Annotated in this window: 22 protein-coding genes and 1 other RNA gene; 13 read left to right on the forward strand and 10 right to left on the reverse strand. The window is 69.8% G+C overall.

Annotated elements, in window-relative coordinates:
- Positions 1-62 precede the first annotated feature (62 nt).
- Entirely contained in the window at positions 63-707 is a 645-nt protein-coding gene (locus ACLIME_RS04755) for an FMN-dependent NADH-azoreductase (RefSeq protein WP_411558327.1), read from the reverse strand.
- A 71-nt stretch (positions 708-778) separates the two neighbouring features.
- Here ACLIME_RS04755 and ACLIME_RS04760 point away from each other — a divergent pair, with 71 nt between their 5' ends.
- From ACLIME_RS04760 to ACLIME_RS04770, 3 genes are all read left to right on the forward strand, one after another.
- Complete coding sequence (locus tag ACLIME_RS04760) at positions 779-2,077, forward strand: kynureninase (RefSeq protein WP_411558328.1); 1,299 nt, start codon at positions 779-781, stop codon at positions 2,075-2,077.
- A gap of 10 nt (positions 2,078-2,087) precedes the next feature.
- Positions 2,088-3,014, forward strand: a complete 927-nt coding sequence (locus ACLIME_RS04765; RefSeq protein WP_411558329.1) for an aldose 1-epimerase family protein — start codon at positions 2,088-2,090, stop codon at positions 3,012-3,014.
- 133 nt (positions 3,015-3,147) lie between these two features.
- A complete protein-coding gene (locus ACLIME_RS04770) occupies positions 3,148-3,387 on the forward strand; it encodes a hypothetical protein (RefSeq protein WP_124769288.1) in 240 nt (79 codons plus the stop codon).
- Between the two features lie 14 nt (positions 3,388-3,401).
- Here ACLIME_RS04770 and ACLIME_RS04775 read toward each other — a convergent pair whose 3' ends face one another.
- The 3 genes from ACLIME_RS04775 to ACLIME_RS04785 all read right to left on the reverse strand — a co-directional run bounded on the left by ACLIME_RS04775 (position 3,402) and on the right by ACLIME_RS04785 (position 5,026).
- Entirely contained in the window at positions 3,402-3,566 is a 165-nt protein-coding gene (locus ACLIME_RS04775; protein ID WP_165766994.1) for a hypothetical protein, read from the reverse strand.
- An 80-nt stretch (positions 3,567-3,646) separates the two neighbouring features.
- Positions 3,647-4,066, reverse strand: a complete 420-nt coding sequence (locus ACLIME_RS04780) for an organic hydroperoxide resistance protein (protein ID WP_064293757.1) — start codon at positions 4,064-4,066, stop codon at positions 3,647-3,649.
- Positions 4,067-4,129: 63 nt separating this feature from the next.
- On the reverse strand, positions 4,130-5,026 hold the full coding sequence (locus ACLIME_RS04785) for a LysR family transcriptional regulator ArgP (RefSeq protein WP_411558330.1): 897 nt from the start codon (positions 5,024-5,026) through the stop codon (positions 4,130-4,132).
- Between the two features lie 71 nt (positions 5,027-5,097).
- On the opposite strand from ACLIME_RS04785, the gene ACLIME_RS04790 reads away from it, so the two are divergent.
- The 4 genes from ACLIME_RS04790 (at position 5,098) to rnpB (ending at position 7,787) form a co-directional block, all read left to right on the forward strand.
- Complete coding sequence (locus tag ACLIME_RS04790; RefSeq protein WP_411558331.1) at positions 5,098-5,715, forward strand: LysE/ArgO family amino acid transporter; 618 nt, start codon at positions 5,098-5,100, stop codon at positions 5,713-5,715.
- Positions 5,716-5,751: 36 nt separating this feature from the next.
- Positions 5,752-6,567 (forward strand): Nif3-like dinuclear metal center hexameric protein, encoded by an 816-nt coding sequence (locus ACLIME_RS04795; protein WP_411558332.1) that lies wholly within the window; start codon positions 5,752-5,754, stop codon positions 6,565-6,567.
- Positions 6,568-6,611: 44 nt separating this feature from the next.
- Entirely contained in the window at positions 6,612-7,349 is a 738-nt protein-coding gene (locus tag ACLIME_RS04800; protein WP_064293761.1) for a zinc ribbon domain-containing protein, read from the forward strand.
- 71 nt (positions 7,350-7,420) lie between these two features.
- Positions 7,421-7,787: RNase P RNA component class A (gene rnpB / locus ACLIME_RS04805), an RNA gene on the forward strand.
- A 225-nt stretch (positions 7,788-8,012) separates the two neighbouring features.
- On the opposite strand, the gene ppgK is transcribed toward rnpB, so the two are convergent.
- Positions 8,013-8,789 carry a polyphosphate--glucose phosphotransferase gene (gene ppgK / locus ACLIME_RS04810; RefSeq protein WP_411558333.1) on the reverse strand — a complete coding sequence of 259 codons (777 nt, stop codon included), beginning with the start codon at positions 8,787-8,789 and terminating at the stop codon, positions 8,013-8,015.
- 9 nt (positions 8,790-8,798) lie between these two features.
- On the reverse strand, positions 8,799-9,701 hold the full coding sequence (gene map, locus ACLIME_RS04815; protein ID WP_411558334.1) for a type I methionyl aminopeptidase: 903 nt from the start codon (positions 9,699-9,701) through the stop codon (positions 8,799-8,801).
- A gap of 34 nt (positions 9,702-9,735) precedes the next feature.
- Here map and ACLIME_RS04820 point away from each other — a divergent pair, with 34 nt between their 5' ends.
- The 4 genes from ACLIME_RS04820 to ACLIME_RS04835 all read left to right on the forward strand — a co-directional run bounded on the left by ACLIME_RS04820 (position 9,736) and on the right by ACLIME_RS04835 (position 16,461).
- Complete coding sequence (locus ACLIME_RS04820; protein WP_064293764.1) at positions 9,736-9,921, forward strand: hypothetical protein; 186 nt, start codon at positions 9,736-9,738, stop codon at positions 9,919-9,921.
- Between the two features lie 104 nt (positions 9,922-10,025).
- On the forward strand, positions 10,026-11,993 hold the full coding sequence (locus ACLIME_RS04825) for a hypothetical protein (RefSeq protein WP_411558335.1): 1,968 nt from the start codon (positions 10,026-10,028) through the stop codon (positions 11,991-11,993).
- A 97-nt stretch (positions 11,994-12,090) separates the two neighbouring features.
- On the forward strand, positions 12,091-13,446 hold the full coding sequence (locus ACLIME_RS04830; protein ID WP_079705870.1) for a glutamine synthetase family protein: 1,356 nt from the start codon (positions 12,091-12,093) through the stop codon (positions 13,444-13,446).
- 21 nt (positions 13,447-13,467) lie between these two features.
- Positions 13,468-16,461, forward strand: coding sequence for a bifunctional [glutamine synthetase] adenylyltransferase/[glutamine synthetase]-adenylyl-L-tyrosine phosphorylase (locus ACLIME_RS04835; protein WP_191941071.1), 2,994 nt, complete (start codon positions 13,468-13,470; stop codon positions 16,459-16,461).
- 75 nt (positions 16,462-16,536) lie between these two features.
- Here the strand turns inward: ACLIME_RS04835 and glnA are convergent, their stop codons facing one another.
- Positions 16,537-17,961, reverse strand: a complete 1,425-nt coding sequence (gene glnA, locus ACLIME_RS04840) for a type I glutamate--ammonia ligase (RefSeq protein ID WP_056005986.1) — start codon at positions 17,959-17,961, stop codon at positions 16,537-16,539.
- Between the two features lie 139 nt (positions 17,962-18,100).
- On the opposite strand from glnA, the gene ACLIME_RS04845 reads away from it, so the two are divergent.
- Complete coding sequence (locus ACLIME_RS04845; protein ID WP_079705872.1) at positions 18,101-18,532, forward strand: RDD family protein; 432 nt, start codon at positions 18,101-18,103, stop codon at positions 18,530-18,532.
- 88 nt (positions 18,533-18,620) lie between these two features.
- On the opposite strand, the gene ACLIME_RS04850 is transcribed toward ACLIME_RS04845, so the two are convergent.
- On the reverse strand, positions 18,621-19,325 hold the full coding sequence (locus ACLIME_RS04850) for a DUF4191 domain-containing protein (protein WP_071260054.1): 705 nt from the start codon (positions 19,323-19,325) through the stop codon (positions 18,621-18,623).
- Between the two features lie 131 nt (positions 19,326-19,456).
- Between ACLIME_RS04850 and ACLIME_RS04855 the strand changes: the two genes are divergently transcribed.
- Complete coding sequence (locus tag ACLIME_RS04855; RefSeq protein ID WP_411558336.1) at positions 19,457-20,974, forward strand: protein kinase domain-containing protein; 1,518 nt, start codon at positions 19,457-19,459, stop codon at positions 20,972-20,974.
- Between the two features lie 30 nt (positions 20,975-21,004).
- Here the strand turns inward: ACLIME_RS04855 and ACLIME_RS04860 are convergent, their stop codons facing one another.
- Positions 21,005-22,477: a 2-oxo acid dehydrogenase subunit E2 gene (locus ACLIME_RS04860; protein WP_411558337.1), complete on the reverse strand. Its 1,473-nt coding sequence runs from the start codon at positions 22,475-22,477 to the stop codon at positions 21,005-21,007.
- Positions 22,478-22,538: 61 nt separating this feature from the next.
- Entirely contained in the window at positions 22,539-23,912 is a 1,374-nt protein-coding gene (lpdA, locus tag ACLIME_RS04865; protein ID WP_064293772.1) for a dihydrolipoyl dehydrogenase, read from the reverse strand.
- Positions 23,913-23,967 lie beyond the last annotated feature (55 nt).

Below are 23,967 nucleotides of genomic sequence, written 5' to 3' on the forward strand. Positions count from 1 at the left end.
GAGTTCGGAGCACTGCCCGGATCAGACGGGTCGGATCCGCAGTCCGCCAGCCGTCTCGGCGTTCAGGCCGTCGAGACGGCCAGCCGCAGTCCCGTCTCGGACGCCAGCCGGAGGGCCTCGGCGAACTCCTGCTCGCTCAGTTCGAGCTGCGCTGCGAGCGCCGGGTCACGGTCGGCGAGGGTCAGACTCGTCGTGATGACGTGGACGTCCATGCCGAGCGCTCCGCCGAACAGCGTCCGCAGCGCCGGCACCTCGTGATCCCAGCCCTCGGTCGGGCTGCCCGTGTCGTAGGCGATCCCGCGGCTGGTGGCGATGACGACCGGCCGGCCGGTGAGCGCTCCCGTGTCCGCGGAGGTGACACCAGGCACGTGGATGTGGTCGATCCACGCCTTGAGCGACGATGGGATCGAGAAGTTGTAGAGCGGCGCGCCGATCACGACGATGTCGGCGCCGAGCAGCTCGTCGAGCAGGACGCGCTGGAGCGTCTCGGCCTCGGCGGGCGGGTTCGTACCGGGGCGGCGGTCGGCCGGCGCCCAGTGGAGACTCGCGTCGGCGAGGTGGGGGAGCGGATCCAGGTGCAGGTCGCGACGGACGACGATGCCGGTGGGGTCGGCGGTCGACCAGGCGTCCACGACGGCCTGCGAGAGCCGGCGGGACCGGGAGGTGTCGAGATCGGCGGAGGAGTCGAGGTGTAGGAGGGTCGGCATGCGGCAACGCTAGCAAGCCGGGTCCCGTCCGCTTCCTTGCGGCGCGCACCGGAGGCGGTTACCGTCGCAGGATGGTCGACGCCCCAGCCCCCACCACGTCCGCCCGCCAGGACGCACAGGTCCTCGACGAGGCCGACCCGCTCGCGGAACACCGCGCGGCGTTCGTCCCGGCCGAGGGCGTCGTCGCCTACCTCGACGGGAACTCCCTGGGGCGGCCCTTGCGGGCCACGGCGGAGCGGCTGCAGTCGTTCATCGCGGGGGAGTGGGGGACGCGGCTCATCCGGTCGTGGGACGACCGCTGGTTCGAGCTGCCGCTGACGCTCGGCGACCGCCTGGGATCGGTCGTGCTCGGTGCAGCACCCGGCCAGACGGTCGTCGCCGATTCGACGACCGTGCTGCTGTACAAGCTGATCCGCGCGGCGGTCGACGCGACGAGTTCCGCCGGAGGGGCCGCTGGGCGCGACGAGCTCGTGATCGATGCGGGGAACTTCCCGACGGACCGCTTCGTGATCGAGGGGATCGCCGCTGAACGCGGTCTGCGCGTCCGTTGGATCGACGCCGACCCGGTCCACGGTGTCGCCGCGCACCAGCTGCGCGAGGTGGTCCACGAGCAGACCGCACTCGTCGTGCTCAGCCAGGTCGACTACCGGTCCGGAGCCCTGCTCGACGTCGAGGAGCTGACCGCGATCGCCCATCAGGCGGGAGCACTCGTCCTCTGGGACCTGTGCCACTCCGCCGGTGCGGTCCCGATCGAGCTCGACGAGTGGGGCGTGGACCTCGCGGTGGGCTGCTCCTACAAGTACCTCGGCGGCGGGCCCGGTGCCCCTGCGTTCGCCTACGTCGCGGCGCGCCATCAGGACCGGCTCCTCCAGCCCATCCAGGGGTGGATGGGCTGCGCCGACGTCTTCGCCATGGCCGAGGCCTATCAGCCGGCCGTCGGGATGCGCCGGTTCCTCAGCGGGACACCACCGATCGTGGGCATGCTGCCGCTCGAGGACTCGCTGACCCTCATCGAGTCCGCCGGGGTCGCCGCTATCCGGGCGAAGTCCGTGGCGCTCACCGCGTTCGCGATCTCCTGGGCCGACGAGCACCTCGCAGGCTCCGGCGTCAGGGTGATGACCCCTCGTGACCCGGCGCGTCGCGGTGGCCATGTGACGCTCGGTCACCCGTCGTTCCGCGAGATCACCCCGCTGCTCTGGGATCAGGGCGTGATCCCCGACTTCCGGCACCCGGACGGTCTCCGCGTCGGGGTCGCACCCCTGAGCTCCGGCTTCGCCGAGCTCGAACTCGGGCTGATCCGGATCGCCGAGGCCGTCCACCGGTGGACGGCCTCACGCGGCTCCACCCCGCCTGGCGGACGTCCGTCGTAGGCTTGGCGGCATGCCCGCTGCCTCTGGAACCCAGTACCGTCTCCACCGCGCCGGTCCGCAGGGCGAGGTCCGAGCGACGGTCACCGAACTCGCCGCCGGACTGCGCGAACTGACGGTCGGCGGACGCACCCTCGTGCAGTCCTTCGGTGAGGACGTCGTCGCCCCGATGGGGTGCGGGATGGTGCTCGTGCCGTGGCCCAACCGCGTCCGGGATGCCCGGTGGACGCTCGACGGTGAACCGCAGCAGCTCGACGTCACCGAGGCGGCGACCGGGAACGCCTCCCATGGTCTCCTGCGCAACACGGGATACCGGGCGGGGGATCACACCGATCACGCGGTGACCCTGCTCGCCTCGGTGTTCCCGCAGCACGGCTACCCGTTCCGCCTGGACACCTCGGTCGCCTACACGTTGGACGATGACGGCCTGCGGGTGACCCACACCATCGTGAACCGGTCGACTCGCCCCGCGCCGGTCGCCGTCGGCGCTCACCCCTACCTGGCGCTCGGCGACGTGCCGACCTCCGACCTCACCGTGACGGTGGCCGCCGACACCTGGTTCGAGACGGACGAGCAGCGCATCCCGGTCGCCTCACATCCCGTCGACGGGACCCCGTACGACCTGCGCTCGGGTGCTCGAGTGGGGGACCTCTCGATCGACGTCGGCCTGGGCTCGGTCCGGCAGGTCGACGGTGCCGTCCGACACCGGCTCACCTCACCGGACGGCGACACCGTCGAACTCTGGGCGGACGACGACTTCCGATTCGTCCAGGTCTACACGCCGAAGAACTTTCCGGCGGCAGACGGACCGACGCAGGCCATCGCCATCGAGCCCATGACGGTTCCCGCCGATGCGCTGAACAGCGGGACCGGACTCCGGTGGTTGGACCCCGACGAGCGGTGGTCGCTGTCCTGGGGGATCCGGCTCACACGGGTGTGACCGGCACGCCGTTCGGCGGACGGTCGACCGTCCCACGGGCGGAGGAGGATCAGCTCAGAGGATGACGCCACGGGGGCGATGATCGCCCCGGCGTCCGATGCGCCGCCCCCGGGTGTCGACGGACACTGGTGGCATGACCACGCACCTGGACACCAGCCCGAATCTCTTCACCCTGTCCACGCCCCGGGTCGCGCAGACCGAGCGGCTTCAGGTGGCGCGGTCGACGGCTCGACCCCGCGGACGGTTCGGGGCCTTCGTGGGCGTCCTCCTGGGGAACATCGTCCTCTGGAGCACGCTCTTCATCACGATCGGCATCGTGCTCGCGCTGCAACTCGGCATCGTCGGCGTCATCGCCGCGTCGATGTTGCGCTGAGCGCGATCCCCGCGTCAGGTCCCTGAGCCGGCGAGACCCGTACCGGATTCGTCTGCTGCGTCCTCGGCGGGCGCGTCGTCATCCAGCGCCTCGTCCTCGACCACGGCGTCCGGGAGCCCCGGCAGCATGGCTGCCGCGCCCTCGTCACGGATGCCTTCGACAGCCCCGAAATCAGACATGATGCTTCCTCTCGATCGTCGTGCCCGCCAGCGTAACCGGCGGACACGACGATCGACAGCCCTTGCGGACGGGAGCTTCGTCAGTCGACGATCGACACCGTCACGTCGATGTTGCCGCGTGTGGCGTTCGAGTAGGGGCACACCTGGTGCGCCTGGTCGGCCAGCTGCTGGGCTTCATCGTGCGTCACGTTCGGCACGTAGACGTCGAGCTCGACGGCCAGGCCGAAACCGCCCTCACCGTTCGATCCGATGCCGACGCTCGCCGACACCTCGGCGTCCTTCGTGTCGAGCTTCGCGGTGCGCCCGACGGCGTGGAGGGCGCTGAGGAAGCACGCGGCGAAGCCGGCGGCGAACAACTGCTCGGGGTTGGTGCCCTCGCCGCTGCCGCCGAGTTCCTTCGGGGGACGGGTGTCGAAGTCGAGGAGGTCGTCCTCACTGCGGACGTGTCCGTCTCGTCCGCCTCCGGTGGCATGGGCAACTGCTGTGTACGCGATATCCATTGCTCCATCCTTGCACCGTCGTGCGTGCCCGGTGCACCTTCTCCGGGACCTCTCGGCAGTCGTTCAGTGCAGCGTGGATCGGGCCGCGTCGACCACCGCCGTCGTGACGAGCTCGAGCAGCCGGGAGTGGAGTCGCCACTGCTGCCAGAACAGCGGGACGTCGACGCCGCCCGTGTCGTCGAGCACGACGAGCTCGCCCCGGCGCAGCGGCGCGTCGGACTGCGCGTCCGGGAGCATGCCCCAGCCGAGACCGAGGCCGACGGCGGTCGCGAAGTCCGCCGAGGCCGGAACATGGTGTCGCGGCGGGTCGGCGGGGTCGACACCACGTCGTCGGAGGTAGGCGTCCTGGAGATCGTCCTTCCGGTCGAACACGACGACGGGCGCTGCGGTGAGTGCCTGAGCGGTCGCACCGTCCTCGAACCAGCGCGCCGCGAACGCGGGTGACGCCATCGGTCGGTATCGCATCCGGCCGAGAGGCCGCACCGTACAGCCCTGGACCGGCTCGGCGTTCGACGTGACCGCGGCCATGACGCTGCCCGCACGGAGGAGGTCGGTCGAATGGTCCTGGTCCTCGCGAGCGAGGTCGAAGACGATCGACTCCCTTGCTGCGACGTCCGCCAGCACGGGCAACAGCCAGGTGGCGAGGGAGTCGGCGTTCACGACGATCGGGATCACCGCCGGGGTGGCCGGCGTGAGCGCGTCGTCGGCGTGCAACTCGAGCGCCGCGTCGTGACCGAGCAGGTGCACCGCGCGACCGAGGCGGAGCACGATCTCACCTGACGCCGTGATGGTGATCGGTTTGGTCCGGAGCAGGAGGACCCGTCCGACGCTCTGCTCGAGGGCCTTGATGCGTTGGCTGATCGCCGACGGCGTGACCATCAGTTCTCGGGCGGCCGACTCGAAGGTGCCATGATCGACGGCGGCGACGAAGGCCCGCAGTTGCTCGAAGTGGAAATCCATCATAAGACCATCTTACGATTCATCAGAATATTGAACTGGATTCATCATGCTGCGCCTCTTACGGTCGGAGCATGACCTCTGCACTGCAGGCCGCGATCGCGGGCCTCGGCCTCGGCCTCTCACTCATCGTGGCCATCGGCGCCCAGAACGCCTTCGTCCTCCGGCAGGGCATCCGGCGCGAGCACGTCCTGCCGGTCGTCCTCGTGTGCGCACTCTCCGACGCGGTACTCATCATCGCCGGTGTCAGCGGCATCGGCTTCGTCGTGGAGCGGTTCCCCGTGGTCCTCGTCGTCCTCCGTTGGGCCGGCGCGGCCTTCCTACTCGGCTACGGTCTGCTGGCCGCACGCCGTGCGCTCGCCCCGTCCGGTCTCGCCGCCGACCGCGGTGGCAACGGCCTCTCACTCAGGGCGGCGGTGCTCACCGTGGTCGGCCTCACCTGGCTGAACCCCCACGTGTACCTCGACACCGTCCTCCTCCTCGGCTCGATCGCGAACACGCACGGGGAGGTGGGGCGGTGGTGGTTCGCCGCCGGCGCGGTCCTCGGGAGCATCCTGTGGTTCACCGCTCTGGGGTACGGCGCTCGGTTGCTCCGCGGGGTCTTCGCGAAGCCCGTGGCCTGGCGCATCCTCGACGTCGCGATCGCGGCCGTCATGATCGCCCTCGCGATCATGCTCGTCCTGCGCCCCTGAGCGTGCTCGAGGGGGCCTGGTTAGGATTGCCGGGTGATGAGAACCCTGCGTGAGGTCAACACGGTCGTCGAGCGCCTCTGGCCACTGTCCGGAGCCGAGGACTGGGACACCCCGGGGCTCCTCGTCGGCGACCCGGACCAGCCGGTCGGGCATGTGGTCCTCGCGGTCGACGCGGTCGGCGTGACCGTCGACGAGGTGCTCGAGCGCCCCGACGGCCTGCTGCTGGTCCATCACCCGCTGCTGATGCGCGGTGTCACGACCGTGGCGGGTGACCGCTACAAGGGGTCGCTCATCACGCGCCTGATCCGTGGCGGCGCCGGACTCATCGCCGCACACACCAACGCCGACGTCGTCGTCGACGGGACCTCGGACGTCCTCGCGCAGCGGCTCGGCCTGCACGACCCGGCTCCGATCGTCCCTGCCGCCGACGGCCTGACCGGGCTGGGTCGGGTCGGCGACCTCCCGGAGGAGACGACGCTCGGCGCGATCGCACGTGCCCTCGCCGAGATCCTGCCGGCGACCGCCACCGGGGTCCGTGCCTCCGGCGACTACGACCAGGCCGTCCGGAGGATCGCGCTCTGCGGGGGAGCCGGGGACTCGCTCCTGTCCCACCCCGCGGTCCGCGCGGCCGACGTGTACATCACAGCCGACCTCCGCCATCACCCGGCATCCGAGGCCCGGGAACAGGCGCTCCTCGGCGGCGGGCCGGCGCTCGTCGACGTCTCCCACTGGGCGAGCGAGTGGCTGTGGCTGGAGGGGGCCGCCGACGCGCTCCGACGAGAGCTCCCGGGACTCGACGTCCGGGTCAGCGAGCTGCGTACCGACCCGTGGGACTTTGTCGTCACCCAGTAGTCGGCGCGGCCGGTAGGGTGATGAGTCGAGAGTTTGGAACAGACGTGAAAGCCAGCCCAGCAGACCAGAAGACGTTGCTCACCCTGCAGAGCATCGACACCGGCGTGCAGCGCACCGCCCACCGCGCGGCGAACCTCCCCGAGGCCGCGCGCATCGCGCAGCTCCAGGCCGAGATCGAGACCGTCCGCCTCCGTCGTCTGGAGCGGGTCGGCGTCCGCGACGACGCACAGACCGAGCTCGGGCGCATCGAGTCCGACGTCGCCGTCGTCGCGGCCCGCATGAAGCGCGACGCCGACCGTCTCCAGTCGTCGACCTCCGTCAAGGACGTCGAAGCGCTGCAGAGCGAGATCGCCTCGTTGCAGAACCGGCAGAACAACCTCGAGGAGATCCAGCTGAACGTCATGGAGCGGGTGGAGGCCGCGGAGGACGCCGTCGCCCAGGTCGACGCCGAGCGCGCCGGACTCCAGGAACTCCTCGACGAGGTCGTCGCCAAGCGCGACGCCGAACTCGTCGAACTCGAGGCCGAACGGGCACGACTCACCGCCGACCGCGAGTCACTCGCACCCGGCATCCCCGCCGACCTGCTGGCGCTCTACGACCAGCGCCGCGCCCGCGGCGGTATCGGTGCAGCATTGTTCCGCGCCGGCACCTGCGGCGCATGCAAGATGTCGCTCACCGGCAACGACCTCCAGGCCGTCCGCGCCGCACCATCCGAAGAGGTCGTGCAGTGCCCCGAGTGCGCCGCGATCGTCGTCCGGACGGACGAGTCCGGCCTCATCTGAGCCGGACGCGGGCTGCACGACACCGGCGGTCCACGGCCGCCGTCACGGGCCGGTAGACTCGTCTCCGTGAACGGGCCGGCTAGACGGTCGCGTCACCGAGACCTCCGGGTGTCGGTGCCGAGGAACGTCCGGGCTCCACAGAGCAGGGCGGTGGGTAACACCCACCCGGGGTGACCCGCGAGACAGTGCCACAGAGAACAGACCGCCGTGGGCGACCACGGTCAGGGTGAAACGGTGGGGTAAGAGCCCACCAGCGACCGGGGTGACCCGGTCGGCTCGGTAAACCTCGTCCGGAGCAAGGTCAACAGGGAACGCTGAGGCTGCTCGCCAAGTTCCCGGGTAGACCGCTAGAGGGCGGCGGCAACGTCGTCCCGAGAGAGATGGCCGTCCAAACGCGAGAGCGTGGGACAGAACCCGGCGTACCGGTCGACCCGTTCACACCCCAGCACGGCCGCGACTGCGTCGACCCGTACTGCGACATCCGCGAGAGCGTGGGACAGAACCCGGCGTACCGGTCGACCCGTTCACACCCCAGCACGGCCGCGACTGCGTCGAGCCGTACTGCGACATCCGCGAGAGCGTGGGACAGAACCCGGCGTACCGGTCGACCCGTTCACACCCAACGCGCTGCTGCGACGACACCGCAGCAGCGCCCCGCAGCACTCAGGCGATGCGTTCGGCGGGGCCGGCGGCGAGCGCGGCTGCGCCGAGGATGCCCGCGTTGTTCCGGTGCACGGCGGGGATGATCGGGGTGTCGAGCTTCAGGAGCGGCAGGAAGTGGTCCGCGTGCTTGGACACGCCGCCGCCCACCACGAACTGATCGGGCGAGAAGAGGAACTCGAGGCGCTCGTAGTACTTCTGGAGGCGCTTGGCCCACTTCTCCCAGCTCAGGTCCTCGCGCTCCTTGACCGCGTAGGACGCCCGCGTCTCGGCGTCCTTGCCGTCGATCTCCAGGTGCCCGAGTTCCGCGTTCGGGATCAACGTGCGGTTGTAGATGAGCGCCGTGCCGATGCCGGTGCCGAGCGTCGTCAGGATCGTGAGGCCGCTGGCGCCCTTGGCCGCGCCGAACTCCGTCTCGGCGTATCCGGCCGCGTCGGCGTCGTTCACGAAGGTGATCTCACGCCCGAGGCCCTGCTCGAACAGCTGCTCGGCTTCGAGGCCGATCCAGGCGTCGGAGACGTTCGCCGCGGACATCGTCCGGCCGTTACGGACGATCGCGGGGAAGCAGACGCCGAGCGGGAGTCCGTCGGAGGCCGGGGACAGCCGCTCGAGCACCTCACGCACCGTCACGACGATGTCCTTCGGCTCGCCACCCTTCGGCGTGGGGATCTTCACCCGATCGGTGAGGAGGGCACCCGTCGTGAGATCGACGACCGCACCTTTGATGCCGGTCCCTCCGATATCGATGCCGACGGCGGACCGGGGAGCTGCGTTCGTCATGCGTCCAGCCTAGAGCGCCGCGGGCGCTGCGGCGGTGCCGATCGTGCTCGGAAGGGTCAAGACCTCGGCCCCGCGTTCGGTGACGACGAGCGTGTGCTCGAACTGCGCGGTCAACGACCGGTCGCGGGTCGTGACCGTCCAGTCGTCGTCCCACTGCTCCCAGTCCTGGGAGCCGATCGTGAGCATCGGCTCGATCGTGAACACCATGCCAGGCTCCATCACCGTGTCGTACAGCGGCGCGGCGTCGTAGTGGGGGACGATCAGCCCCGAGTGGAAGGACCGGCCGACACCGTGGCCCGTGAAGTCGCGGACGACGCCGTACCCGAACCGCTTCGCGTAGGACTCGATCGCACGACCGATGACGTTGATCTGCCGGCCGGGGGCGACGGCCTTGATACCGCGGTTGAGGGCTTCCCGGGTGCGCTCGACGAGGAGACGGGTGTCGTCGGCGACGTCGCCGACGAGGAAGGTCACGTTGCTGTCGCCGTGCACGCCGTCGAGGTAGGCGGTGATGTCGATGTTCACGAGGTCGCCCTCGCGCAAAGCGGTGTCGTCGGGGATGCCGTGGCAGACGACCTCGTTGACCGAACTGCAGATCGACTTGGGGTAGCCGCGGTACCCGAGCGTCGACGGATAGGCGCCCTCACCGATGACGAACGCGTGTCCGATGGCGTCCAGTTCATCGGTGGTCACCCCGGGGCGGACCGCCGCGCCGACGGCCTGGATCGCATCGGCGGCGATGGTCCCTGCGACCCGGATGCGTTCGATCTCCTCAGCCGAATACAGGTCGCCCCGGGTGTCGGTGGCCGGTGCGGCGCGACCGACGTACTCGGGGCGGACGATCGTCTCCGGCACCGATCGGGGGCGGCCGACGCGACCGGGGATCAGGTGACCTGCGGTGTCGAAAGGCATAGGATCAAGCCTAACCGAGCAGGGGAGACGCGCCGTGGCGAAGGAACCATCCGAGCAGTACTGGTACAACACGAAGACCGGTCAGGTCGAGTTCGGCTTCGAGTCGAGTGTCGTCGACCGCGTCGGTCCCTTCGAGACGGCTGCGGAGGCCTCGCACGCACTCGAGCGACTGCGTGCCAACAGCGCGAAGTGGGACGCCGACGAGGCTGCCGAGGACTGAGCCACCCGGGTCGCAACGCGAGCGGATTGCGGGTAAGCCCTCTTCCGCAGGCGTGGTGTGATCCGCCAGGATGGGCCGAGCGATGAAGCTCGAGCGGGGGGAACATGCACAGGATCGACCGTCCGCGGAGGCGACCGATCGCCGTCGGACGAGGTGCCGTCGCGGCCCTCACCCTCGGACTCCTCCTCATGCCGACGTCGCCAGCCGGTGCAGCGCCGACGGTCGCCGCCGAGGTCAGTACCGCCGAGTGCGTCACCGCGGTGCCCGGTGGTTCCCGCTGCGGCGTGTTGACGGTGCCCCTGTCGCGCGCGGTGCCGGACTCGGCGGAGGCGACCCTGCCGTACGTGCTCGTACCGGCCGCCCTCGAGACCGGGCGACCGCCGCTCGTCTACCTCGCCGGCGGGTCGGCGCTCTCGACGCTCGACATCCAGCAGCTCGCGGTCGAGGGCGGGCTTGCCGCCGACCGCGACGTGGTGTTCGTCGAACGCCGGGGCGGTCGCGACGCCACGCCGTCGCTCGACTGTGCGTCGGCGACCGCCGCCATCCGCGCGTCGCTCGGCGCTGACGGGGACCGCGCAGCGCGCGTCGCCGCGATCGGCACGGCCTTCGCCTCCTGCGCCGCGGCCTGGCAGGAGGACGGCATCGTGCCGAGCGACTTCGGCGTCGCGCCTGCGGCGGCGGACCTCCGCGACCTCCGTCAGCAGCTGGGCTACGCGCGATGGACCATCCTGGCCGTGGGCTCGTCGGCCGGCGTGGCCCTCGCGGCGTCCGACGCCGATCCGGGTGGCGTCGACGGCGTCGTCCTCGACGGCCCCGACCTGGGTGCACCCGGGATCGTCTCCGCGGGCGGTGTGGCGGCCTCCCTGGCCGTCGTCCGTGCGCGCGGCGTCGAGCCGCAGGGTCCCGTTCCGTCCCCGCCGGCGGCACCACAAGCCGCCGCCGCCGAGAAACCGGAGACCGCGAGCCCGGACACCGCGCCGACCGAGGTCTCACGTTCGGCCGGGATCCTCACCGCCGCCACCGATGCGCTCGTCGCCGCACCGCACCGCACCTCCGGACCGCGGCCGATCACCCTCGGTGGCGACGCGCTCCTGGCGATCGCTTCACACGCGTTGTCCGAACCCACCGCCCAGGCGGCACTCCCGGTGCTCCTGAGCTCCGTCGCGGACGGCGACAGCACGGTGCTGGATCCCGTGGCGAACGATGCGATCGCCCAGCTGGCCGACTCCGGTGGCATCCTCGACCGTGTGCTCGGGTGTTCGACGACCGGCTGGCCTGGGGCGATCGAACGCTCGGACGCGGAGGTCACCACGCCGACGTTGCTGGAGGACGTCGCGGCCGCCGCCTGCTCCTCGTTCGCCGTGGGTGCGACGCCGCCGCCGGGAGCGATCGGGACGTCGGTCTTCGTGCTCGGCGCCCCGGAACAGGCAGCCGCCCTCGCCGTCCCCGTCGCCGACGGCACGGCGGACGCCCTCGTGGCGGTCTTCCCCGGGTCGGGAGCCGTCCCATCGGTCAGCAGTGCGTGCGCACGGGTCGCGATGCGTGCGTGGCTCAGCGATCCGGCGAGCTATCGGGCGGCGCTCTGCGACGCCGACGACGCGGCCGTCGCCGTCGTCGATCGAGCCGATGTCGCGGCGAGCCCGCGATGGGCCGAGCAGACCTCGTCGGACACCGGTGGCGGGTGGCTGCTACTGGTGCTGCCCATCCTGTTCGGGCTCGTGGCCATCGGATGGTCCGTGGCGTGGGGCTACCGGTTGATCACCCAGGCGCTTCGGCGCCAGCCGGTCCAGGACGGTCTCCTGCTGGGGATCGCTCCGGTGTTCGGAGCGACGTGGGCGATCGGCGGAGCCGTCGTGCTCGTCCGTGCGGCTGCCTCGAGTCCGGCGATCGCTCTCGTCGGGGTGCCCGCCGCCTTGCCGTGGCTCTCCATCGCCCTCCTCGTGAGTTGCCTCGGGCTGGTGCCCGTCTGGCAAGGGGCCCACCGTGGATCGCGGCTGCGGATCGCCGCCCTCTCACTGCTGTGGGCGGCGACGGCCGGCTGGACCGCACTCTTCGTCCTCGCCTGGTGGTGAGCCGTGGATCGCCCACGCCCGGCGCGCGCTGATGAGCGGGAACCGGGACGGAGCCAGTAGCCTAGACACGGGCCGCCGGCCGAAGGAAGAGGGGCAGATGGATAAGCAGCGCGACTTCGTTCTCCGCACGATCGAGGAGCGGGGCGTCAAGTTCGTCCGGCTGTGGTTCACCGATGTCGTCGGGACGCTCAAGTCTGTCGCGATCGCCCCGGCCGAAGTGGAAGGCGCGTTCTCCGAGGGCCTCGGCTTCGACGGATCGGCGATCGAGGGGCTCAGCCGCTCCTACGAGTCGGACCTCCTGGCCCACCCCGATCCGACGACCTTCCAGATCCTGCCCTGGCGCGGCGAGATCGACCCGACGGCGCGCATGTTCTGCGACATCACGACGCCTGACGGCCAGCCCGCCGTCGCCGACCCGCGGAACGTCTTGAAGCGCACCCTGGCGAAGGCCGCCGACATGGGGTTCACGTTCTACACGCACCCCGAGATCGAGTTCTACCTGCTGAAGTCCTCGCAGTACGGCGTCGACGGACCGGAGCCGGTCGACTCCGCGGGCTACTTCGACAACGTCCCCGGTGGCACCGCGCACGACTTCCGTCGACGTTCCGTCCGGATGCTCGAAGACCTCGGGATCTCCGTCGAGTTCAGCCACCACGAAGCGGGCCCCGGCCAGAACGAGATCGATCTGCGGTACGCCGACGCCCTGACGACGGCCGACAACATCATGACCTTCCGCACCGTCGTGAAGGAGGTGGCGATCGAGCAGGGCGTCTACGCGACGTTCATGCCGAAGCCGCTCGTCCACCAGCCCGGCAGCGGCATGCACACGCACATGTCGTTGTTCGAGGGCGACTCGAACGCCTTCTACGAGGCGGGTGCGCAGTACCAGCTCTCGAAGACGGGCCGGCAGTTCATCGCCGGACTCCTGACGCACGCTCCGGAGATCACCGCGGTGACGAACCAGTTCGTGAACTCCTACAAGCGACTCTGGGGTGGCGTCGGTCCGAACAAGCTGTCCGAGGCCCCGAGCTTCGTCTGCTGGGGCCACAACAACCGCTCCGCACTCGTGCGCGTGCCGCTGTACAAGCCCAACAAGGGCCAGAGCGCTCGGGTCGAGTACCGCGCCATCGACTCCGCCGCCAACCCGTACCTCGCCTTCTCGCTCATGCTCGCCGCTGGGCTGAAGGGCATCGAGGAGGGCTACGAGCTCCCGCCGGAGGCTGAGGACAACGTCTGGACCCTCTCCGACACCGAGCGTCGGGCACTGGGATACAACGCCCTGCCCGCCAGCCTCGATCGCGCGGTCAGCCTGATGGAGGGTTCCGAACTCGTGGCGGAGACGCTCGGCGAGCAGGTGTTCAACTACGTCCTGCTGAACAAGCGACAGGAATGGCACGAGTACCGGGCCCAGGTGACCCCCTTCGAGTTGGCCAGCAACCTGGAGATGCTCTAGACGAGGGGACCGGTCGGTCGCATGGTCCGCGAGAACATCTCTCTGAGCACGCTCGCCCGACTCGGGTTCACCGGTCTGGGTGAGGCCCGGGACCGGCTGGACGAGCTCGCCGAGCTCGTCCAGCTCGACCCGGCGTCGCTGTCGCCCTCCTTCGCCGTCGCGGCCGACCCCGACGCCGCGCTGGTCGGTGTGCTGATGGTCGGTCGGAAGTCACCCGACGAGCTGTCGGCGCTCCTGGCGGACCAGGCCTCGGCCGAGCGACTGTTCCGACTGTTCGGCGCCTCGCAGGGGTTCATCGACTTCTTCCTCCGCCACCCCGACCAGCTGTCGGTGTTCGAGTTGCCGGTCACCCGCGTCCCGACGCTGCAGGAGGCGCGCGACGAACTGCTCGCGAGCGTCGGTGCCGAGGACGGCTTCGCCGCGATCGTCGAGGAGCCGGCCTGGGACGCGATCCGCGTGGTCTACCGCCGACTGCTCGCCGAGGTCGCCCTCTTCGACCTCTGCGCCCCGGACCCGATCGTCGTGCTCGACCGGGTCGCCAGTGCCCTCTCCGACCTCGCAGCGGGTGCGTTGGAGGCCTCCATCGCCGTCGCACGCACGCAGACGAGCGGCCCGAGGGGGCCCGGCGTGTACCCGCGCGAGGAGGTCGCGGCCACCCGCTTCGCCATCATCGGCATGGGCAAGGCGGGCGCACGAGAACTGAACTACGTCTCCGACGTCGACGTCATCTTCGTCGGTGAGGGTTCGGGCGACGACGAGGACGGGCTCGACAACGGGCGTGCCGTCGAGATCGCCACCCGGCTCGCGGTCCTCACCATGCGCGGTCTCGGACAGGCTGGTCTCGAGCCGAGCCTGTGGGAGGTCGATCCGAACCTCCGTCCGGAGGGGAAGGCCGGCGCCCTCGTCCGCACGCTCGAGTCGCATCTCGTCTACTACGACCGCTGGGCGAAGAGCTGGGAGTTCCAGGCCCTCCTCAAGGCACGGGCCCTCGCCGGCGATCCCGACCTCGGTGCCCGCTACATCGAGGCGGTGCAGCCGAAGGTGTGGGGGAGTGCGTCCCGCGAGGGCTTCGTCGAATCCGTGCAGCGCATGCGCGAACGGGTCACCGAACACATTCCGGCGGAGGACGTCCACTACCAACTGAAACTCGGCCCGGGCGGGCTCCGCGACATCGAGTTCACGGTCCAACTGCTGCAGCTCGTCCACGGACAGCTCGACGACTCCGTGCATCAACGCGGAACCCTCGCCGCCCTCGACGGCCTCGCGACCGCCGGATACATCGGTCGAGCCGAGGCGCAGGAGTTCGCGCACGACTACCGCCTGCTCCGTGTGCTCGAACACCGCCTGCAGCTGACGCGCCTGCAGCGCACGCACATGATGCCGCGCGACGAGCCGTCGCTCCGCTCCCTGGCCCGGTCGAGCACGCTCGCGACGACCGCACAGGCCCTCGTCACGCGCTGGGAGGCCACGAAGCACGGTGTCCGGCAGCTGCACGAGCGGTTGTTCTACCGTCCGCTGCTCTCGGCGGTCGCGGCCCTGCCCGAGAGCGGTCTGAGTCTGACGAGCGGTCAGGCGGAGGCGCGACTCGCGGCGATCGGCTTCGTCGACCCCCGCGGCGCGCTCGCCCACATCGGGGCGCTCACCGCCGGTGTGTCTCGACGCGCCAACATCCAGCGGCATCTGCTCCCCGTGATGCTCGGCTGGTTCGCGGACGGCGCCGACCCCGACTACGGATTGCTCGCGTTCCGGCGGCTCAGCGAGTCCCTCGGCGAGTCGCACTGGTTCCTGCGGATGCTCCGCGACTCCTCAGGCGCGGCCGAGCGGCTCACGCGGGTCCTCTCGGGGTCCCGGTTCATCGGCGAGCTCATGGACCGCATCCCCGAGTCGGCCGCTTGGCTCGCGGGGGACGAGGACCTCCTCCCACGATCGTCGTCCGCGCTCGGCGAGGAGATCGCCGCCATCCTCAGACGACACGACTCACCGGACACCGCAGCCGCCGCCATCCGCGCGGTGCGGCGACGCGAAGTCCTCCGGCTGGCGATGTCGTCGACCGTCGGGATGCTGGACGTGCAGGGCCTCGCAGCCGGACTGACGGACGTGTCGACGGCCACGCTCGCAGGGCTCCTCGGCGCCGTCAGACGCATCGGCGGCCTCGGCGCGGACATCGAGTTCGCCATCATCGCCATGGGCCGCTACGGCGGCGCAGAGCTCGGACTCGGTTCGGACCTCGACGTCCTCTACGTGTTCCGGCCGAAGGACGGGGTCGACACCCAGGACGCACAGCGGCAGGCCGGAGCGATCGCCGCAGAACTCAAGCGTCTGAGCGAGGACGCCCGGCTCCCGCTCGACCTCGACCTCGACCTCCGTCCCGAGGGGAAGAACGGTCCGCTCGTGCGCTCCCTCGACTCCTACCGGAACTACTACGCGCGCTGGTCCCTCACCTGGGAGGCGCAGGCGCTGCTCCGCGCAGCCGGAGTCGTGGGCGACACCGAGCTCATCGAGGCGTTCACCGAGGTGGCGGACACGGTCCGCTATCCGGCCGCGATCAGTGAGCAGTCCGTCCGCGAGGTCAAGCGGATCAAGGCACGTGTCGAGAACGAGCGGTTGCCGCAGGGCGCCGACCCGACGAGACACCTGAAGCTCGGGCGCGGCTCGCTCAGCGACGTCGAGTGGTTCGTGCAGCTCCTCCAGCTCGAGCATGGGGCGGCGGTGCCGTCGTTGCGAACCACCTCGACGCTCCGAGCGCTCGACGCGGCGGTGGAGGCGGATCTCGTCGACCGGGAGTCCGCCGAACGACTCCGTGAGGCCTGGATCCTGGCGTCGCGGATCCGCTCGGCCATGACGCTGTGGTTGAACAAGACGCAGGACGTGCTGCCGAGCGACCGACAACAGCTCGAAGGTGTGGCGCGGCTCCTGGAATACCCGACCGGGTCGGCGAGTCTCCTGGAACAGGACTACCTCGCGGCCACCCGGCGCGCCCGGACGGTCTTCGAGCACGGCTTCTACGGCATCTGAGCCGATCGCCTCGACCACACGGAACCGCCCGCCATCCGAGAGGATGACGGGCGGTTCGCGGTGCAGCAGGTGTCGTCAGACGCCGTAGTACAGCTCGAACTCGAACGGGTGCGGGCGCTGGGCCAGCGGCTTGATTTCGTTCTCGCGCTTGTACTGGATCCAGGTCTCGATGAGCTCCGGCGTGAAGACGTTGCCGGCGAGGAGGAACTCGTGGTCCGCCTCGAGTGCCTCGAGCGCAGCGCCGAGCGATGCGGGCACCTGCGGGATGTTCTTGGCCTCCTCGGGGGGAAGCTCGTAGAGGTCCTTGTCGACGGGCTCGTGCGGCTCGATGCGGTTCTTGATGCCGTCGAGGCCGGCCATCAGCTGAGCGGCGAACGCGAGGTACGGGTTGCCGGACGCGTCGGGCGCGCGGAACTCGATGCGCTTTGCCTTCGGGTTCGTGCCCGTGATCGGGATACGGATCGACGCCGAGCGGTTACCGGCCGAGTAGACCAGGTTGACGGGAGCCTCGAAGCCGGGGACCAGGCGGTGGTACGAGTTCACCGTCGGGTTCGTGAACGCCAGGACGGCGGGGGCGTGCTTCAGCAGACCACCGATGTACCAGCGGGCGAGGTCGGACAGGCCCCCGTAGCCGTTCTCGTCGTAGAAGAGCGGCTTGCCGTCGCTCCACAGCGACTGGTGCGTGTGCATGCCCGAGCCGTTGTCGCCGAAGAGCGGCTTCGGCATGAAGGTCGCGGTCTTGCCCCACAGCTCGGCCGTGTTCTTCACGATGTACTTGAACTTGAGGATGTCGTCCGCCGCGGCGACCATGGTGTCGAAGCGGTAGTTGATCTCGGCCTGGCCGCCGGTGCCCACCTCGTGGTGCGCGCGCTCGAGGATGAGGCCGGCGTCGATCAGCTTGAGGCTGATGTCGTCGCGGAGGTCGGCCTGCTTGTCGACGGGGCTGACGGGGAAGTAGCCACCCTTGTACGGCGTCTTGTTGCCGAGGTTGCCGCCCTCTTCGGCGCGGCCGGTGTTCCAGGCTCCCTCTTCGGAGTCCACCGAGTAGAAGCTCGAGTGCTGGTTCACCTCGTACCGGACGTCGTCGAAGATGTAGAACTCTGCCTCGGGGGCGAAGAACGCGGTGTCGGCGATGCCGGTGGAGGCGAGGTACTTCTCAGCCTTCTTGGCGACCTGACGCGGGTCCTTGGAGTAGATCTCGCCGTTGCGGGGGTTGTAGATGTCGAACACCATGATGAGCGTGCGCTCGGCACGGAAGGCGTCGATGTAAGCGGTGGAGACATCCGGGATGAGCTGCATGTCCGACTCGTGGATGTTGGCGAAGCCACGGATGGACGAACCATCGAAGAGCTGGCCGACGGTGAAGAACTCCTCGTCGACGGTGCTGGCCGGGATGTTGAAGTGCTGCTGCACGCCGGGAAGGTCCGTGAAGCGGATGTCGAGGAACTTGACATCGGTGTCCTTGATGAACTTGAGCACTTCGGAAGAATCACTGAACATGTGAATGGCTCCAAATGGGGTTGGTACAGGGAGGCTGCACAGCGCAGCCATCTGTGAGACTACGGGGAGGGGGTTACCCCGCCATGACACCCATGTTTCGTGGATGTTACGAGAATCCCCGCCCGAATAGAATGGCACAGTGCCCCACACCCCGCAGAATCCACGGACCTTCGGAGAGCTTCCTCCCAGCGCCTTCCCCGGTGAACGCCTCGGACTCCCGGAGAGCGGCGTCCGATCGGTCGCGCGGGTCGGTCGGCGGATCACCGCGCTCGTCATCGACTGGGCCCTGGCGGTCGTCCTCTCCGTCGCCTTCTTCGCCTACGACGCAACCGCGACGCTCGTGATCTTCGCCATCATGCAGTTCGTGTTCATCCCGACCATCGGCGGCAGTCTCGGTCATCGCCTGTGCGGCATGCGCCTCATGCCGCTGACCGGCGGTTGGGTCGGACTCTGGCGGCCGGCCGTGCGTACCGTGCTCCTCTGCGTGCTCGTCCCGGCGCTCGTCTGGGATTCGGACCAGCGCGGCTTCCACGACAAGGTCGCCGGCACGGTGCTCCTGCGGGTGCGCTGAACGCAGCCGGAAACGCGAACGGCCGCCCTCCATCAGGAGGGCGGCCGTTCTTTCCGTACCGCGAGGTGTTCCGAGCGGTGTGGGTGGGTCAGCGCGCGCGCTGCGGGCGGACCCGCATCGGGTCGACGCCCTTCGGGATGGGGAGCTGCGTACCGAACGAGGACAGACGGTTGCTGACAGCGAGCACCTCGGGGTTGGTCAAGGACTTCTTGACCTTCCGGAGGGCGCCGGAGAGCTGACGGAGCTGCACCGAGTCGGCGTCGGGGCCGACGTGGAAGACCGTGATCGGCACGTTCGGGAGGATGCGGGTGACCTTGCGCTTCTCGTCCTCGAGCAGACGCGAGGTCCGCGATCGGGGTCCTTCGGCGATCAGTGCGACGCCACCACGGCCCACGGCCCGGTAGATCGCGTCCTGGGTCTTCGGGTTCACGGCGACGGGCATCTCACTGGTCTGCCACGAGCGCGGAGCAGCACGGAGCACCTGGCCCACCGCGCCCGGCCGACCCTCGATCTGCGTGTAGACGACCTTGTCCGCGCGCCGGGTGAGGATGAACAGGGCCGCGAGGATACCGGCGAGCACACCCGCGATGATCCACATGACGAGCGCGAAGATGTTGCCCGCCGAGAACAGCAGCGCGACCGCGACACCGATGAGCACCGGCAGGATGAAGCCGCCGAGCATCAACCACTGCGCCGCCTTGTCGTGGCGACGGGTGAGCTGGAACACCTGCCAGAGCTGCTTGATCCGCCCTGGTTCCTTCTGCGCCGCCGGGGGCGCGTCCTTCTGAGCCATGCTCCCAGGATAGCCGGTGACGGAGGCTCCTGATGCTGCGTTCTGCTCCACAGGCCGCCGCCGCGGGGACCTTGTCCACAGCCGCGTGCGCCGACGCCGCCGGATGGGGTTCCGTGTCGGAGGATCGAGCTATGGAAACACTGCCAGACCCGTCCGCCACCACAACCCGAGTTGCCGGCCGTCGTCTCGTCCGGCGCTTGGGTGAGGGTCGGGAGTGGACGGCCTACTCGACGGTGCTCGCCCACGCCGGATCCGCGCGTGGAGGACGTACCGACCAGGCCGCCCCGGCGGGCGACGCCGTGCTGCTCCGAGCGAGGGCGGACGCCGCCGAACGCAACCTCTGGCGTCGCGCGGCCATCCTGTCCCGACTCGACCACCCGCACATCGTGAGACTCGTCGACGTCGCCGAGGATGCCACCGGGCTCCCGTGTCTGCTGGTCGAGCGGCTCGCCGGCGGCACGTTGGGAGAACTGCTGCGCCGCCGGGAGTCGATCGCTCCCGGTGAGGCCGTCACGATCCTGGCGCCACTGGTCGACGCCATCCGCGCGGCGCACCTCTCCGGGATCAGCCACGGGTCGATCTGCGCTTCAGCCGTGCGCTTCGCCGACGACGGCCGACCGGTCCTCTCCGGCTGGTCGGGCGCAGCTCCCGTCGACCACCAGACGATCGATGGTGGGCTCGGCCGCACCGCTCCGGCGTTCGCTGCCGATTGGACGGCGTTCGCGGGGCTCATGGACGGTGTCCTGCAGGCGACCGACCCCGACGAGGCCCCCTCGACCGTGGCCTGGGCCGACGTCGTGCCTGAACTCGCCGACCACGAGATCGCCAACCGACTGCAACAGCGGATCCACGCCCTGGCACGACCGCTCCCGGTCCTGCTCGACCGCGTCGACCCGCCGTCCGCATCACCTGCCGATGCCATCCGTGCTTCCGCCGATCGCGCGCAGCGGACCGCGCCGCTCCCGCCGACTCGACGAGCCGCAGTCGAATCGAGGCGTCGGTCACGACATCCCGCGTCGTCGCTGCGTCGTCGTCTGGCCTGGCGACCCGGTCGAAGCACACGGGTCACGGCCGCGGCCCGCTCGACGCCGTCCGTCGAATCCAGCCCGAGACGTCGTCGACTCGTGATCGGAGCGGCGGGCGCGGCAGCGGCACTGGTGTCGGCTGCGATGGTGTTCCTGCCGTCCGAAGACCCGAGCACCGCGATCGCGCCGACGCCGGCCGGTTCGGTCGGCCCGGCGCCCGAACCGGTCACGGGTACTGCGCCGCCGGTGGAGACGCCGACGTCACCGGCGGACGAAGCCGACGCCGTCGACGTGGTCACCGGCGACGATCCGGCGGCCGCGGCCCGCGAGCTCGTCCGCCGACGGGATCAGTGCCGCACGACGGGGGAGGAGGGGTGCGTGTGGGACTCCGTCGAACGCGGGTCCCCGTTCGACGACGACGAGCACCTCGGTGTCGGGATCGGATCGATCGATGCGGCGAGTCTGGACCTCGTCGACCGTCAGGGCGACGCGGCGGTCCTCCGCGGCACGGCCGAGCCGTCCGAGACGGACGAGGCCGCCGCAGGACGACGACAGCCCGTCACGCTCCTCGTGGTGAGGGGCGAGACGGGCTGGCGTCTGCGGGAGGTGTTCACCGCCGGATGAGGCGGTGGACACAGCGCGGTCGGTTCGGGATCAGATCCCGAGCGAGCCGCGGAAGTCGCCTGCTTCGAGGCGGTTCTTCACCTGCACGAGGAAGCGTGCAGCGTCCGCGCCGTCGATGATGCGGTGGTCGTAGCTGAGCGCGAGGTAGACCGTCGAACGGATCGCGATGGCGTCTGCACCGTCGACCGTGACGACGACCGGCTTCTTCGTGACGATACCCGTACCGAGGATCGCCGACTGCGGCAGGAACACGATCGGGGTGTCGAACAGGGCGCCGCGCGAACCGGTGTTGGTCAGCGTGAACGTGCCGCCCGACAGCTCGTCCGGCTGCAGCTTGTTGTCGCGAGTCCGCTGCGCGAGATCGGCGATCTCGGCGCCGAGCTCGGCGATCGACTTGGAGCCCGAGTTGCGGATGACCGGCGTCAGCAGGCCACGCTCGGTGTCCACGGCGATCGCGAGGTTCTCCGTCTCCGGGTACACGATCTGGTCGCCGTCGACGGTGGCGTTGATGATCGGGTAGGTCTGGAGCGCCTCGCTGGCAGCAAGGGCGAAGAACGGCAGGAACGACAGCTTGTTGCCGGTCTTGGCGAGGAACTCGTCCTTGACGGCCGTGCGGAGTGCCGCGACCTTCGTGACATCGACCTCGACGACGCTCGTCAGCTGGGCGGTGCCCTGCATCGAAGCGACGGCGCGCTCGGCGACGACCTTGCGCAGACGCGACATGGCCTTGCTCGTGCCACGCAGCTCGGAGACCTGGACCGTCGGAGCAGCGGGCGACTCCGTGGCGCCACCGGCGCTCTGAGCCTGCAGGACGTCTTCCTTGCGGATACGTCCGCCGACACCGGTGCCGGTGACCGTGCTGAGGTCGACGCCGTGCTGGTTGGCGAGACGACGCACCAGCGGGGTGACGTAACCGGAGTTGACGACCCCGCCTGCGGCAGGCGTCGAAGCGGCGGCCGGAGCCGCAGCAGCTGGCGCCGGAGCAGCAGGCGCAGCAGCGGGTGCCGGAGCAGCAGCCGGTGCCGGAGCAGCAGCCGGTGCCGGAGCAGCAGCTGGCGCCGGAGCAGCAGCTGGCGCCGGAGCAGCAGCTGGCGCCGGAGCAGCAGCTGGCGCCGGAGCAGCAGCAGGTGCCGGAGCAGCAGCGGGAGCCGGCGCGGCAGCAGGTGCCGGCTCGGGCTCGGCCGCAGGAGCGGGCTCAGCCGGAGCGGGCTCGGCAGCAGCCGGTTCCGCGGCAGGCGCGGGCTCCTCGGCAGCAGCCGCACCCGAACCATCACCGATGGTCACGAGAGCGGTGCCGACCTCGACGGTCTCGTCCTCCTGGACGAGGATCGCTTCGATGACACCCGCGACGGGCGAAGGGATCTCGGTGTCGACCTTGTCGGTCGACACTTCGAGCAGCGGCTCGTCGACCTCCACGGTGTCGCCGACATTCTTCAGCCAGCGGGTGACCGTACCCTCGGTGACACTCTCGCCGAGTGCCGGGAGGCTGACGGATTCGCTCATGACCTTGTCTCCTTTGAAACCTGTTGTGTGTTCACTAGCTTATTGCGGTGTTCGGAATGCGTCACAGCGCGTGCAGGGGCTTGCCTGCGAGCGCGAGGAATGCTTCGCCGAGCGCCTCGTTCTGCGTGGGGTGCGCGTGGATCAGCGGCGCGATGTCCTCGGGGTAGGCCTCCCAGTTGACGGCGAGCTGACCTTCGGCGATGAGCTCACCGACGCGGGCGCCGATCATGTGCACACCGATGACGGGGCCGTCGTTGACGCGGATGACCTTGACGTTGCCGCTCGTGCCGATGATCTCGCTCTTGCCGTTGCCGGCCAGGTTGAAGTCGTAGCTCGTGATGTTGTCGGCACCGTACTGCTCGGCCGCCTTGGCCTCGCTGAGACCGACGGACGCGATCTCGGGGTCGCTGTAGGTGACCTTCGGGATGTTGACGTCCTCGATGATGACCGGCTTGAGACCGGCGATCTCCTCGGCCACGAAGATGCCCTGCTGGAAGCCGCGGTGCGCGAGCTGCAGGCCGGGGACGATGTCGCCGACGGCGTAGAGGCCGGGGATGTTCGTCTCGAGACGGTCGTTGGTGATGACGAAGCCGCGGTCGATGGTCACACCGACCTCCTCGAAGCCGAGTCCGGCGGTCGACGGGCCACGGCCGACGGCGACGAGCAGCAGCTCGGCGTCGATCGTCTTGCCGTCCTCGAGCGTGATGTGCACGCCCGAGTCGTCCTGGGTGACGCCCTGGAACCGCACGCCGAGCGAGTACTCGATGCCGCGCTTGCGGAACGCGCGCTCGAGCGCCTTGCTGATCGACTCGTCCTCGTTGGGGACGAGGTGGGGGAGTGCCTCGATGATCGTAACCTCGGTCCCGAACGACTTCCAGACGCTCGCGAACTCGACGCCGATCACGCCGCCGCCGAGGACGGCGACCTTCTTCGGCACGAAGTCGAGCTGCAGCGCCTGCTCGCTCGTGATGACGCGGCCACCGATCTCGAGACCGGGGAGCGAGCGGCTGTACGAGCCCGTCGCGAGGATCACGTTCTTGCCGGTGATGAGGTCGTCGCCGACCTGCACGCTCGTCGGGGAGACCAGACGGCCCTCGCCCTCGATGGTGGTGATGCCGCGGGCCTTCACGAGGCCCTGGAGTCCCTTGTACTTCTTCGCGACGATGCCCTCGCGGTACTTCGTGACGCCCTCGATGTCGATGCCTTCGAAGGTGGACTTGACGCCGTACTTCTCCGACTCGCGCGATGCGTCCGCGACCTCGGCGGAGTGCAGCAGCGCCTTCGTCGGGATGCAACCGCGGTGGAGGCAGGTGCCGCCGACCTTGTCCTTCTCGATCATGCCGACGGTGAGGCCGAGCTGCGAAGCGCGCAACGCCGCAGCGTATCCGCCGCTTCCGCCTCCCAGGACTACCAGGTCAAAATTCTGCTCGGACACTCCGTTGCTCCTTGTGTGTGCTTCGTGGTCGATCGGAAACCGTCGTGGTGTGTTC

The sequence above is a fragment of the Plantibacter sp. MPB07 genome (assembly GCF_046619465.1).
In the GTDB taxonomy this organism is placed as follows: Bacteria; Actinomycetota; Actinomycetes; order Actinomycetales; family Microbacteriaceae; genus Plantibacter; species Plantibacter auratus.

Bases quoted from the DNA above. Each gene is read 5' to 3' on its own strand.
- ACLIME_RS04785 (WP_411558330.1), bottom strand. From the start codon at position 5,026: ATGGATTTCCACTTCGAGCAACTGCGGGCCTTCGTCGCCGCCGTCGAT.
- ACLIME_RS04755 (WP_411558327.1), bottom strand. From the start codon at position 707: ATGCCGACCCTCCTACACCTCGACTCCTCCGCCGATCTCGACACCTCC.
- map (WP_411558334.1), bottom strand. From the start codon at position 9,701: ATGCCTTTCGACACCGCAGGTCACCTGATCCCCGGTCGCGTCGGCCGC.
- ppgK (WP_411558333.1), bottom strand. From the start codon at position 8,789: ATGACGAACGCAGCTCCCCGGTCCGCCGTCGGCATCGATATCGGAGGG.
- ACLIME_RS04860 (WP_411558337.1), bottom strand. From the start codon at position 22,477: ATGAGCGAATCCGTCAGCCTCCCGGCACTCGGCGAGAGTGTCACCGAG.
- ACLIME_RS04765 (WP_411558329.1), top strand. From the start codon at position 2,088: ATGCCCGCTGCCTCTGGAACCCAGTACCGTCTCCACCGCGCCGGTCCG.
- ACLIME_RS04825 (WP_411558335.1), top strand. From the start codon at position 10,026: ATGCACAGGATCGACCGTCCGCGGAGGCGACCGATCGCCGTCGGACGA.
- ACLIME_RS04775 (WP_165766994.1), bottom strand. From the start codon at position 3,566: ATGTCTGATTTCGGGGCTGTCGAAGGCATCCGTGACGAGGGCGCGGCA.
- ACLIME_RS04780 (WP_064293757.1), bottom strand. From the start codon at position 4,066: ATGGATATCGCGTACACAGCAGTTGCCCATGCCACCGGAGGCGGACGA.
- ACLIME_RS04795 (WP_411558332.1), top strand. From the start codon at position 5,752: ATGAGAACCCTGCGTGAGGTCAACACGGTCGTCGAGCGCCTCTGGCCA.
- ACLIME_RS04770 (WP_124769288.1), top strand. From the start codon at position 3,148: ATGACCACGCACCTGGACACCAGCCCGAATCTCTTCACCCTGTCCACG.
- ACLIME_RS04850 (WP_071260054.1), bottom strand. From the start codon at position 19,325: ATGGCTCAGAAGGACGCGCCCCCGGCGGCGCAGAAGGAACCAGGGCGG.
- ACLIME_RS04760 (WP_411558328.1), top strand. From the start codon at position 779: ATGGTCGACGCCCCAGCCCCCACCACGTCCGCCCGCCAGGACGCACAG.
- ACLIME_RS04830 (WP_079705870.1), top strand. From the start codon at position 12,091: ATGGATAAGCAGCGCGACTTCGTTCTCCGCACGATCGAGGAGCGGGGC.
- ACLIME_RS04855 (WP_411558336.1), top strand. From the start codon at position 19,457: ATGGAAACACTGCCAGACCCGTCCGCCACCACAACCCGAGTTGCCGGC.
- glnA (WP_056005986.1), bottom strand. From the start codon at position 17,961: ATGTTCAGTGATTCTTCCGAAGTGCTCAAGTTCATCAAGGACACCGAT.
- ACLIME_RS04835 (WP_191941071.1), top strand. From the start codon at position 13,468: ATGGTCCGCGAGAACATCTCTCTGAGCACGCTCGCCCGACTCGGGTTC.
- ACLIME_RS04790 (WP_411558331.1), top strand. From the start codon at position 5,098: ATGACCTCTGCACTGCAGGCCGCGATCGCGGGCCTCGGCCTCGGCCTC.